Below are 11,999 nucleotides of genomic sequence, written 5' to 3'. Positions count from 1 at the left end.
CCTCTCGGGCTTTCCTCCGGGCTTTTCCCTTCGGTCTTTCGTGTTTCCAGCTTAGCAGATCCGATTTCCGTTTCTGCCACCCGCTGGAGCGGGCTGCCGGTCTGTTCTTCGCTTTCGCGTTTCCCTTTCCGGCGATTCCGACTTTATCAGATTCATTTCGGCCGACCTAATCGGTGGCTTCGTGATTCGAATAAGGAATCGGGGTGGCTCCGTGGAAATCGACTTCCCGACCGGAGCAAGAGAGACTTTAGCTGCTGGCCTCCGAACTTGTCCAGTCCGTGGCAACCAGTTGAATCTACCTCCCCACGCGGACCGTGTCAACGGTTTTTGTGGGCGAAGGAGAGACTAGCAGGTCAGCAGGGTCGTCTGCACATCAGGCAGCGGTCGGCAGGGCCGCGCTGCGGTCGGGCTCCTCGACGTCCCCCGTCTCGCCGGCTCGGGCGGCTCGTCCGCCGAGCACGTAGACGTACGCGAGGAAGGCGAGCTCAGCAGCGACGCCGATCGTGATGCGCGCCCAGGTCGGGAGCCCCGACGGGGTGACGAAGCCTTCGATGAGGCCCGAGAGGAAGAGGACCAGCGCCAGACCGATCGCCATTCCGACCGCTGCGCGGCCCTGCTGGGCCAGGGCGGAGCGGCGGGTCATGGGGCCGGGGTCGATGAGGGTCCAGCCGAGGCGGAGGCCGGTGCCGGCGGCCACGAAGACGGCGGTCAGTTCGAGGAGGCCGTGCGGGAGGACCAGGCCGAGGAAGACGTCGAGGCGGCCTGCGGAGGACATGAGACCGATGCCGACGCCGAGGTTCAGCATGTTGAGGAAGAGGATCCACAGCACCGGGACGCAGAGGAACGCGCCGAGGACCAGGCACATGGCGGCGGCCTGGGCGTTGTTCGTCCACACCTGGGCGGCGAAGGAGGCCGCGGGGTGGCTCGAGTAGTACGTCTCGTACTGGCCGCCCGGGCGGGTCATCTCGCGCAGTTCGGCCGGGGCGCCGATCGCGGACTGGACCTCGGGGTGCGCACCGATCCACCAGCCGATGATCGCGGCGAGGAGGGTGGAGAGGACGGCCGTCGGGACCCACCAGTGGCGGGAGCGGTAGACGGCCGCCGGGAAGCCCGCCGTGAGGAAGCCGGTCACGTCCCGCCAGGAGGAGCGGCGGGTGCCGGTGACCGCGGCGCGGGCGCGGGCGACGAGCTGGGTGAGCCGGGCCGTGAGCATGGGGTCCGGGGCGCTGGACTGGATCAGCGAGAGATGGGTGGCCGTCCGCTGGTAGAGGGAGACGAGTTCGTCGGCCTCGGCGCCGGTGAGCTTTCCACCTCGGCGCAGGAGGTGGTCGAGACGGTCCCACTCGGCTCGGTGGGCGGTGACGTAGACGTCGAGGTCCATGATCGGCTGCTGCTCCAGGCACTGGGTGCGTACGGGTCCGTACTACGGCGGCGGCGCGCTGCGGGTCAGCTTGGCAGACTGTCGTACCGAGGGGTCGGGAAGGCCGGAGAAGGGTGGGCGCCGTGAGCGGGGTTGTGACGGGGGACGCCGTCGTACTGGGGTTGCAGCCGGCGCGGCTGCCGAGCCGGGCTCTGGCGCTGTTCCTCGATCTCCTGGCGGTGTGGGCCGTCTATCTGCTGATCACGATCGGGCTCGCGATGGCCACCGCCTCGCTGGACGAGGCCGCGCAGATGGCGATATCCATCGCGTCGTTCCTGCTGGTGCTCGTCGGGGCGCCCATCGCGGTGGAGACGCTGACGCACGGGCGCTCGCTGGGGAAGCTGGCGTGTGGGCTTCGGGTGGTGCGGGACGACGGGGGGCCGATCCGTTTCCGGCACGCGCTGGTGCGTGGGGCGATGGGGGTCGTGGAGATCCTGCTGACGTTCGGGGTCGTCGCCTGTATCGCTTCGCTGGTGTCGGAGCGGGGGCGGCGGATCGGGGACGTCTTCGCGGGGACGCTGGTGGTGCGCGAGCGGGTGCCGACGGATCGGAGCGCGGTCGTGCCGCCTCCCCCGCCGTGGCTCGTGGGACGGTTCGCCGAGCTGGATCTGTCGGCGGTGCCGGACGGGCTGTGGCTGGAGATACGGCAGTACCTGACCCGGATGCGACAGCTGGATCCGGAGGTGGGGAGGCGGCTTGCCGAACGGCTGGCCGATGACCTGGTCGCGCGGACGGGAACGCCTCCGCCGCCGGGTGTGCCGGCCGCGGCCTATCTGGCCGGGGTCGTCGGTGAGCGGCAGGCGCGGGAGGCGCGGCGGGCCTTCGCCTCGACCGGGCGGGGTGGGGGCGAGCCCACGCCCGGGTTCACGGCTCCCGTATCCCCGGCTGCCCCGCCCGTCGGTCCGGCCGTCGCGCCCGTTGTTCGGCCCGTGGCGCCGCCCGTCGCGCCTCCGGACGCGGGAGCGTCGCGTGCCGGAGGGTCCGGGACCGGGTTCGCTCCACCCGCCTAGGGCCAGACCGAGGGCGGGGTTTCGAGGGCTTCGAGTTCGATGCCGGGGGCGGAGAGGACCACGTCGCCGGTGATGTGGACTGTGTGCTGCTCCCCCGTGTCCAGGGCGTTGACCTGGTACTCGTCCACGATCAGCGGGCCGTTGTCAGTGGTGTGCGTTTCACTCTTCACCAGGGCCCAGGACTGGTCGATCGTGAGGGGGGCGAGCACGGGACTTGTGAAGGCGACGAGCCGGACGCGGGTCGCGGGGGAAGCGGGGGTGAGACGCAGAAGTCGTGTGAGAGCGACGAGGAACGCCGGTGAGGCGCCGGTGAAGGCATGGGCGCGCACATTGCCTTCCGTGGCGTGGGTGCCGGTGGGGTCGGTGCGGACCCAGGTGACGCCGTCGAGGGCGGCGCCGCGGACCTGCCAGCTCGCGGCGTGGAGTTCGAGGCGGATGGGGCGGCCGAGTTCGTCGATGGCCAGGTCGACGGAGCCGGCGTGATCGCCGGAGGGGGTGGTGGTCTGTGAGACGTAGCGCCAGCCGGAGGGGCCGGGCGCGCAGTTGAAGTGCTCTTCACCGAGGGGGGTGTGATCGTGCGGATCATGGAGCGAATAGCGGCCGCGGGGCATGGGTCCTCGGGGTGCTTGCTGGGGCGGTAGACGGGGCAGGCCCCCGGCACGGGGGTGCGGGGGCCTGCCTGTTTCCTCTACGGGTGTGCGGGACGGGCGTGGGTCAGTGCACGGGCGCCGTCGGTCCCGGCATCAGTAGCGGTAGTGGTCCGGCTTGTACGGGCCCTCGACCTTGACGCCGATGTAGGCGGCCTGCTCGGGGCGCAGGGTGGTGAGCTTGACGCCGAGCGCGTCGAGGTGGAGGCGGGCGACCTTCTCGTCGAGGTGCTTGGGCAGCACGTAGACGTCGGTCGGGTACTGCTCCGGCTTGGTGAAGAGCTCGATCTGGGCCAGGGTCTGGTCCGCGAACGAGTTCGACATCACGAAGGACGGGTGCCCCGTCGCGTTGCCCAGGTTGAGGAGCCGGCCCTCGGACAGGACGATGACGACCTTGCCGTCGGGGAAGGTCCAGGTGTGGACCTGCGGCTTGACCTCGTCCTTGACGATGCCCGGGATCTGGGCCAGGCCCGCCATGTCGATCTCGTTGTCGAAGTGGCCGATGTTTCCGACGATGGCCTGGTGCTTCATCTTGGCGATGTCCGACGCCATGATGATGTCCTTGTTGCCGGTCGTGGTGATGAAGATGTCGGCCGTCTCCACCACGTCGTCGAGGGTGGCGACCTGGTAGCCGTCCATCGCGGCCTGCAGGGCGCAGATGGGGTCGATCTCGGTGACGATGACGCGGGCGCCCTGGCCGCGGAGGGACTCGGCGCAGCCCTTGCCGACGTCGCCGTAGCCGAAGACGACCGCGACCTTGCCGCCGATGAGGACGTCGGTGGCGCGGTTGATGCCGTCGATCAGGGAGTGGCGGCAGCCGTACTTGTTGTCGAACTTCGACTTGGTCACGGCGTCGTTCACGTTGATCGCCGGGAAGAGGAGGGAGCCGGCCTGCTGCATCTCGTAGAGGCGGTGGACACCGGTCGTGGTCTCCTCCGTCACGCCGCGGATCTCGGACGCGAGCTGCGTCCACTTCTGCGGGTTCTCGCCGAGGGTGCGGTTGAGGAGACGGAGGATGTGGCCGTACTCCTCGCTGTCCGCGGTCGACGGGTCCGGGGCGGAGCCGGCCTTCTCGAACTCGACGCCCTTGTGGACGAGGAGGGTGGCGTCACCGCCGTCGTCCAGGATCATGTTCGGGCCGCCGGTGGGCGTGTTCGGCCAGGTCAGGGCCTGCTCCGTGCACCACCAGTACTCCTCCAGGGTCTCGCCCTTCCAGGCGAAGACCGGGACGCCGGCGGGGGCCTCGGGGGTGCCGTTCGGGCCGACGGCGATGGCCGCGGCGGCGTGGTCCTGGGTGGAGAAGATGTTGCAGGAGGCCCAGCGGACCTCGGCGCCGAGGGCGACGAGCGTCTCGATGAGGACGGCCGTCTGCACGGTCATGTGCAGGGAGCCGGTGATGCGGGCTCCGGCCAGCGGCTGCTGCGCGGCGTACTCGCGGCGGATCGACATCAGGCCGGGCATCTCGTGCTCGGCCAGGGTGATCTCCTTGCGGCCGAAGGCGGCAAGGGACAGGTCGGCGACCTTGAAGTCCTGCTGGTTGGCGACAGTCGTCATGACTGGGCTGCTCCTCGTGGATCGGGTGCGAGGGTCGGTCGGGGCGCCTGACACCGCGTGGTGGCGTAGCGCGGGCATACGAATGCCCGGTACTCCCGCGGTGCAGTCGTCGGAGGCCCTCTCTCCCTCGGCCGGTCCGTACGGACCGCCCGACCGCCATCAGCAGCGACGTCTGGCTGGTCACGAATCTACACCGATCGGCGCGGCGGGCCACAGTCCGCCGGGCTCCGGACCGGCCGGATCCGGCCGGTGCCGAGCGGATGTGCCCACGGTGCCGGGAGGGGGGCGGACGCCGGTACGGCGAAGGGCCCGGGGTCGTGGTGACCCCGGGCCCTTGCCCGAGCGGAGCCTCCGGCGGCGCCGCTCGTCGTGATGTGCGTCAGTGGCTCGCGTCGCCCGGGGGCGTGGAGGGCTTCGTGCCCGCCGCCGCGGCGGACTCGCTGTAGATGTCCGGCTCCAGGTAGATGACCCGGGCGATCGGGACGGCGGCGCGGATGCGCGCCTCGGCCGCGTCGATGGCGGTCGCGACCTCGGTGGCCGTCTCGTCGTGCTGGACGGCGATCTTGGCGGCGACGAGGAGCTCCTCCGGGCCGAGGTGGAGGGTGCGCATGTGGATGAGGCGGGTGACGGTCTCGCCGTCGACGATGGCGTCCTCGATCTTCTTCACGTCGTCGATGCCGGCGGACTCGCCGAGCAGCAGCGACTTGGTCTCGGCGGCGAGGATGATCGCGATCAGGATGAGAAGGACGCCGATGCACAGGGTGCCGATGCCGTCCCAGATGCCGTCGCCGGTCAGGAGCGCGAGGCCGACGCCGCCGAGGGCGAGGATCAGGCCGACGAGCGCGCCGAGGTCCTCCAGGAGGACGACCGGCAGTTCGGGAGCCTTGGCCCGGCGGACGAACTGGGTCCAGGAGAGGCCGCCGCGGACCTCGTTCGACTCCTTGATGGCCGTGCGGAAGGAGAATGTCTCGGCGATGATCGCGAAGACGAGGACGCCGACCGGCCAGTACCAGGCCTCGATCTCGTGCGGGTCCTTGATCTTCTCGTAGCCCTCGTAGATGGCGAACATGCCACCGACGGAGAAGAGCACGATGGAGACGAGGAAGGCGTAGATGTACCGCTCGCGGCCGTAGCCGAAGGGGTGCTGCGGGGTCGCCTCGCGCTTGGCCTTCTTGCCGCCGAGGAGCAGGAGCCCCTGGTTGCCGGAGTCGGCGAGCGAGTGGACGCTCTCGGCGAGCATCGAGGACGAACCGCTGAAGAGGTACGCCACGAACTTGGCTACCGCGATCGCGAGATTCGCGGCGAGTGCCGCGACGATCGCCTTGGTTCCGCCTGACGCGCTCATGGGTGTACGTGTTCCCTTCGTCGATGCTCCGGCACTGTGGCCGCCGTACGGCCGGTCATTGTTGCATCAGGCCGCGACGGTGGCGCGAAAGACCGTGCCCGTACCGGACAGTTCGGTTGTTTCGCCCGCCGGGACGAAGACCGATTCGCCGGGGGCGAGGGTCATGTCGCCCGCTGTGATCCTGCCCGCGATGGCGAGCAGGATCTGTGCGCCGCGTGCGGTGACGTCGGTGGGCGCCGCGCCCTCCGCCCGTACGAATCGGGAGAGTCGGAACTCCTCGACCGGGGTGTCGTAGACCTCTTCGCCCGACTCGGACGCCTCGGGGCGCAGGACGGCCGGTTCGTCGGGCTCGAAGCGGACGACCCGCAGCAGCTCCGGGACGTCGACGTGCTTGGGGGTGAGCCCGCAGCGCAGCACGTTGTCCGAGTTGGCCATGATCTCGACGCCGAGGCCGTCGAGGTAGGCGTGCGGTACGCCCGCGCCGAGGAAGAGCGCTTCGCCGGGCTGGAGTTGGACGGGGTTGAGCAGCATGGCGGCGAGGACGCCGGCGTCGCCCGGGAAGTGGTGGGCGAGGGTGGCGTACGGCGTGTGGGCGCCGCCGAGGCGGGTGGCGGCGGCCGCGGCCTCGGTGACGGTGTGCGCGATCTCCTCGTGGTCGGCCGTGAGCAGGGCCGTCATGACCTCGCGCAGCGCGGCTTCTTCGGGGTGGGCGTGCAGGAGGTCGACGTACGGCTTGAGGGAGTCCACGCCGAGGGCGGCGAGGGTGTCGGCGGCCTCGACCGGGTCGCGGAAGCCGCACAGTCCGGTGAACGGCGTGAGGGCGCAGATCAGTTCGGGCTTGTGGCTGGCGTCCTTGTAGTTGCGGTGGGGCGCGTCGATCGGGACGCCGGCCGCCTCCTCGGCGGCGAACCCGGCCCTGGCCTGGGCGAGGTCGGGGTGGACCTGGAGGGAGAGCGGGGCGCCGGCGGCGAGCACCTTGAAGAGGAAGGGCAGGTGCGGGCCGAACTTCTCGACGGCCGGGGCACCCAGCTCGCGTACGGGATCGGCGTCGATGACCTCGTTCAGCGGTCCGCGCTCCGTGCGGGACGGGGCGCCGGGGTGGGCGCCCATCCACATCTCGGCCTGGGGCTCACCGGTGGGGGTGGTGCCGAGCAGTTCCGGGAGGGCGGTCGTGGAGCCCCAGGCGTAGGGGCGAACGGTGTTGACGAGGCGGTCCATCGAACGTTCCAGCTTTCCTCGGGGCGGGAGGTGGGTCGGCGGAGTGTCTCAGCGGGTGGTGGCCGTGGGGTGTCTCGGCGACGTATGGCGGGGTACGCCGGGGTGCTCCCCGGTCGGGCGGGCCGCGTCCGGCGCGCCGCGTCGGTGCGGGCGCGGTCCCACGGCGGGGTCAGTGCGGTGGGGCGATACCGGCCGAGGCCAGGGCGAGGTAGACGGCGGCGAAGTCGGTGACGGCGAGGAGTTCGGCGAGGGTCTCCAGTTCGCTGCCGTCCTCCGGCTCCAGTTCGCTGATGGCCGTGCCGTGGCTGAGTGCCAGCTCGCGGGCGGCGGGCGCGGCGGTGAGGCCGCCGGCGTCGGCCGGGCGGTCGCGGAGCAGGACGACCCGGGCGCGCAGGGCCTGTGCCTCGTCGACGCGGTCGCGGAAGAAGTCGTCGGGGTCGGCCCCGGCGGCGTAGTCGCCGGCGAGGAGCACGCCGTGGGCGGGCAGCGCCTCGGGCAGTTCGGCGGCGAGCGCGGGCAGTCCGGCCAGCTCGGCCAGTACGGCGGCGAACCGGCGGCCGACGGGGCCCGCGGCGTCGCCCTCGGTCCAGATCAGCGGCAGCGAGTCGGCGAGTTCGGCGGCGAGCGTCTTGGCCGGATTGCTGTACGTGGCGATGGCGGGGCCACAGCGTTCGGCCGTACGGTCCAGGCGGTCGGCGACCTTCTCCAGGGTCTCGGACGGCGCTTCGAGGAGCCCGACCCGGTCGAGCAGGGCGAGAAGCGGGGTGAACAGGGCCCACAGGGAGCCGGGTCCGGCGGCGAGAGTCTCCTCGTACTCCTCCAGGCTCTCGTGCGGGGCCATCGCCATGGGGACGAGCAGTCCGCGGGGGCCGCTGACGGCCTCGGCGAGCGGGGAGCTCTTGGGGGCGACGGCGACGACGGTGATGCCGCGGCGGTACGCCTGCTCGGCGAGGAGGGCGAGTCCGGGTTCGGAGCCGTCGGTGGTGGGGACGAGGAGCAGGTCCACGGAGCCGGCCCAGCCGGGGAGCGCCCAGCGCAGGGCGCCCGGGGCGGGGGCGACGCCGGTGGGCTGGAGCCGGATGACGGGGGCGGCGGCGCCGGCGAGGGCGCCGACCAGGTCGGCGACGCCTGCCGCCGCGGTGCCGGGGCCCGCGACCAGGACCGAGCGCGGCCGGCCCTCGGGGCTGAGCTCGGCGATACCGGCCTCGGTGGCGTGGCGGGCGGCAGTCCGTACCCGCGCGCCCGCTTCGGCGGCGCCGCGGAGGAGGCCGCGGCGGTCGGCGAGGGCGAGGGCGTCCGGTGCGTCGAGGAGGGTCTCGTCGAGCATGTGGCGGTGCCTCCGGGCGGTGCGGGGCGGGTGGTGGTGCGGGGTGCTGGTGTGGCGCGCCCGGCCTGCGGCCGGGCTTGCTCTTCCCACCCGCTTCCCCGGTACGACTGAGAACACGCAGGCGCGGGCCTTCCCGAGCGGATCTTCCCGAGCGGGCCTTCCCGAGCGGATCTTCCCGTGCGGGCCTTCCCGAACGGGCCTTCCCGAACGGGCCTTCCCGAACGGGCCTTCCCGAGCGTGGTGCGCGCCGTCGGCGGCTGCGGGGTGCCCTAGTTCGGGCGGCGCGCCTCGTCCACCAGGAGGACGGGGATGCCGTCGCGGACCGGGTAGGCCAGGCCGCAGTCGTCGCCCGTGCAGATCAGTTCCGGGGTGTCGGCCGCCGTGCGGTCGTTCAGCGGCGCGTGGCACGCCGGACAGGCCAGGATCTCCAGGAGGCCGGCTTCGAGCGGCATGGGTTTTCCCTTCGCACAGAACGATGGTGGTGCTGCCCTTCGGGCCTGGTCAGCCTACCGCCGGGGGACGGGGCGCGCGGCTCCCCCGCCCGGCCCGTCCCCCGGGGGTAGTGGCGTCAGTCCGTCGCGCGGACCACGGCGAGGACCTCGTCGCGGACCTTGGCCATCGTGGCCTCGTCGCGGGCCTCGACGTTCAGGCGGAGCAGCGGCTCGGTGTTGGAGGGGCGGAGGTTGAACCACCAGTCGTCCGCCGACACCGTCAGGCCGTCCAGCTCGTCGAGGGTGATGCCGTCCTGGCCGGTGTACGCCGCCTTGACCGCCGCCGCCCGGGCCTTCTGGTCGTCGACCGTGGAGTTGATCTCGCCCGAGCCGACGTAGCGGTCGTACGAGGAGACCAGCTCCGAGAGCGTGCCGTCCTGGCCGCCGAGGGCGGCGAGCACGTGGAGCGCCGCGAGCATGCCCGTGTCGGCGTTCCAGAAGTCCTTGAAGTAGTAGTGGGCGGAGTGCTCGCCGCCGAAGATCGCGCCCGTCTTCGCCATCTCTCCCTTGATGAAGGAGTGGCCGACGCGGGTGCGGACCGGCGTGCCGCCGTTCTCGCGCACGACCTCGGGGACGGACCAGGAGGTGATCAGGTTGTGGATGATCGTGCCGCCAGGGGTCTTGGCCAGCTCGCGGGCGGCGACCAGCGCCGTGATCGCGGACGGGGAGACCGCCTCGCCGCGCTCGTCGACGACGAAGCAGCGGTCGGCGTCGCCGTCGAAGGCGAGGCCGAGGTCGGCGCCCTCGGCCCGGACGCGGGCCTGGAGGTCGACGATGTTCTTCGGGTCGAGGGGGTTGGCCTCGTGGTTCGGGAAGGTGCCGTCGAGCTCGAAGTACATCGGCACGACGTCCAGCGGCAGGCCCGCGAGGACGGTGGGGACGGTGTGGCCGCCCATGCCGTTTCCGGCGTCCACGACGACCTTCAGCGGGCGGATGGCGGTGAGGTCGACGAGCGCCGTCAGGTGGGCCGCGTAGTCCCGCAGCGTGTCCTGCTCGGTGATGGTGCCGGTGGTGGGGGCCGCGTCCGGGGCGCCCTCGTCCGTCCACCGCTCCACCAGGGCGCGGATCTCGGCGAGGCCGGTGTCCTGGCCGACTGGCGCCGCGCCGGCGCGGCACATCTTGATGCCGTTGTACTGGGCCGGGTTGTGCGAGGCCGTGAACATCGCGCCCGGCAGGCCGAGGCTGCCCGAGGCGAAGTACAGCTGGTCCGTGGAGCAGAGCCCGATCAGGGTGACATCGGCGCCGAGGCGGGCCGCGCCACGGGCGAAGGCGCCCGACAGGCCCGGCGACGAGGGCCGCATGTCATGGCCGACGACGATCGCGTCGGCGCCCGTCACGCGGACGAACGCGGCGCCGAACAGCTCGGCGAGCGTCTCGTCCCACTGATCCGGCACCACCCCGCGAACGTCGTACGCCTTCACGATCTGCGACAGATCAGCAGCCACGGAACAACCCTCCTGAATCCTCAAGCCTGGGCACGCGTGTGCGGCGCGTGTACGAAGGTCCAACCTACCGGGGGTCGGGGAGGAGGGGGCAGAGCGCCTGGGCCGTCAGGGGCTCCCGAGGAACCCTCCCGAGTGGCCAGGGCGGGTCGCCGCTTCCCGGGCTCAGGAGTCGGGGGAGCGCAGGACGCGCAGGTGTCCGCGGCGTCCGATCTCCACCGGGTCGCCGCCGCGCCCGCCGCCCTTGCCGCCGGCCTCGGCCGCGCGCTCCTGGGGGCGCGCCGCTTCCCGTACCGCGTTGGCGAGGGCTTCGAGGTCGTCACCGCTGGGGCGGGCGGGGGCGGAGCCGTCGGAGAGCCGGACGACCTCCCAGCCGCGCGGCGCGGTGAGGCGCTCGCTGTGTTCGGCACACAGGTCGTAGCAGTGGGGCTCGGCGTAGGTGGCGAGCGGGCCGAGGACCGCAGTCGAGTCGGCATAGACGTACGTCAGTGTCGCGACGGCAGGGCGGCCGCACGCGGTGCGCGAACAGCGACGTACAGGGCTCACGACGTTGGACGGTACCGCACTCTTGAGCGGGCCGCGACGACTCTCCACCGTGTCACTCCACCGTGTCGCGGTGTGAGGTCGGACACGGCGCCGCTCGGGGTGGCCGTGCTGACCTGCGCGTAAGGAGAGGAGCGGAGGTGGGGACGGCGGTCGATCCGGACAACGGCCGACAGGAATCCGGTCAACCACGGCCAGATGGCCGATCGCGGAAGTCCATGGAATCGAGCCCGTGCCTGGCCGGAACGTTCAACTATCGACAGCCCGGGTCCGGCCGGTGTCGAGGCGGCACGCGTGCGCCATCCTCGGCGGGCACCGAGGAGAGTTACGCTGCGTCAGTGATGGACAGTCCTGTGCCGCCGAACCCCTCGTCCCGTCCGTCCGAGCCCCACGCGGCGGAGTCCCGTCCGGTTCCGGTGGAGCCACGGACGCGCCGCCGCGACCGCCACGGCCGCGGTATGCGCGGGCCGGTCGCCCCGCCGCAGGTGCCGTTGTCCGTGACCCGGGCCGACACCTTCCGCGATCTGGTCCTGGACTCCGTGGAGCGCCTGGAGCGGCGCTGGCCGCAGCTGGCCGAGGTGGAGTTCATGGTCCTCGACGTGCCGCCGACGGTGCCGGGCGAGTCGGTGCCGCTGGGCGGGGCCGCGCCGGCGGAGAAGAGCGGGCCCGCCCGGATCGTCGTCTACCGGCGGCCGGTCGAGATCCGCTCGAAGAGCCGTGACGAGCGGGCGCTGCTCGTCCACGAGGTCGTCGTGGAGCAGGTGGCGGAGCTGCTGGGCCTCTCCCCGGAGTCGGTCGACCCCCGGTACGGGCAGGACTGACGCCCGGCGCGGGGCTGACCCCCGGGTACGGACCGTACGGAGGGTACGCACAGGGTTGATCTCCCCGTCCGGGGAGGACCGGCCCCCCTAGGTTCTGTCGTCAAATGTCACGCCCACATCAGGAGCGATGCGAGGGTGACGGCTGCTTCGTAGGACTGGGCGGTCTTGTCGTATCGGGTGG

11 protein-coding genes are annotated in these 11,999 nt (G+C 71.9%); 2 read left to right on the top strand and 9 right to left on the bottom strand.

Features of this window, described 5'->3' with window-relative positions; genetic code table 11:
* Positions 1-373: 373 nt before the first annotated feature.
* Positions 374-1,381, bottom strand: a complete 1,008-nt coding sequence (locus tag ACZ4VW_RS32425; protein WP_467968719.1) for a stage II sporulation protein M — start codon at positions 1,379-1,381, stop codon at positions 374-376.
* A gap of 122 nt (positions 1,382-1,503) precedes the next feature.
* Between ACZ4VW_RS32425 and ACZ4VW_RS32420 the strand changes: the two genes are divergently transcribed.
* On the top strand, positions 1,504-2,430 hold the full coding sequence (locus ACZ4VW_RS32420; protein ID WP_467968717.1) for an RDD family protein: 927 nt from the start codon (positions 1,504-1,506) through the stop codon (positions 2,428-2,430).
* On the opposite strand, the gene ACZ4VW_RS32415 is transcribed toward ACZ4VW_RS32420, so the two are convergent.
* The 8 genes from ACZ4VW_RS32415 to ACZ4VW_RS32380 form a co-directional block, all read right to left on the bottom strand.
* Positions 2,427-3,041, bottom strand: coding sequence for a hypothetical protein (locus tag ACZ4VW_RS32415; RefSeq protein WP_467968716.1), 615 nt, complete (start codon positions 3,039-3,041; stop codon positions 2,427-2,429). The genes ACZ4VW_RS32420 and ACZ4VW_RS32415 overlap by 4 nt on opposite strands.
* 132 nt (positions 3,042-3,173) lie before the next feature.
* A complete protein-coding gene (gene ahcY / locus ACZ4VW_RS32410; RefSeq protein ID WP_467968714.1) occupies positions 3,174-4,631 on the bottom strand; it encodes an adenosylhomocysteinase in 1,458 nt (485 codons plus the stop codon).
* 379 nt (positions 4,632-5,010) lie between these two features.
* Positions 5,011-5,976: a cation diffusion facilitator family transporter gene (locus ACZ4VW_RS32405; RefSeq protein WP_467968712.1), complete on the bottom strand. Its 966-nt coding sequence runs from the start codon at positions 5,974-5,976 to the stop codon at positions 5,011-5,013.
* Positions 5,977-6,042: 66 nt separating this feature from the next.
* Positions 6,043-7,194 (bottom strand): mannose-6-phosphate isomerase, class I, encoded by a 1,152-nt coding sequence (manA, locus tag ACZ4VW_RS32400; protein WP_467968710.1) that lies wholly within the window; start codon positions 7,192-7,194, stop codon positions 6,043-6,045.
* Positions 7,195-7,363: 169 nt separating this feature from the next.
* Positions 7,364-8,521: an SIS domain-containing protein gene (locus ACZ4VW_RS32395; RefSeq protein ID WP_467968708.1), complete on the bottom strand. Its 1,158-nt coding sequence runs from the start codon at positions 8,519-8,521 to the stop codon at positions 7,364-7,366.
* A 269-nt stretch (positions 8,522-8,790) separates the two neighbouring features.
* Complete coding sequence (locus ACZ4VW_RS32390; RefSeq protein WP_467968706.1) at positions 8,791-8,973, bottom strand: Trm112 family protein; 183 nt, start codon at positions 8,971-8,973, stop codon at positions 8,791-8,793.
* Positions 8,974-9,089: 116 nt separating this feature from the next.
* Positions 9,090-10,457, bottom strand: a complete 1,368-nt coding sequence (locus ACZ4VW_RS32385; RefSeq protein ID WP_467968704.1) for a phosphomannomutase/phosphoglucomutase — start codon at positions 10,455-10,457, stop codon at positions 9,090-9,092.
* A 162-nt stretch (positions 10,458-10,619) separates the two neighbouring features.
* On the bottom strand, positions 10,620-11,048 hold the full coding sequence (locus ACZ4VW_RS32380; protein WP_467968702.1) for a DUF3499 domain-containing protein: 429 nt from the start codon (positions 11,046-11,048) through the stop codon (positions 10,620-10,622).
* A gap of 290 nt (positions 11,049-11,338) precedes the next feature.
* On the opposite strand from ACZ4VW_RS32380, the gene ACZ4VW_RS32375 reads away from it, so the two are divergent.
* Entirely contained in the window at positions 11,339-11,818 is a 480-nt protein-coding gene (locus tag ACZ4VW_RS32375; RefSeq protein ID WP_467968721.1) for a metallopeptidase family protein, read from the top strand.
* Positions 11,819-11,999 lie beyond the last annotated feature (181 nt).

The organism is Streptomyces sp. NPDC029139 (assembly GCF_055564335.1).
Note: the sequence above shows the minus strand (reverse complement) of the source record. Positions and strands in the feature narration are given on the sequence as shown.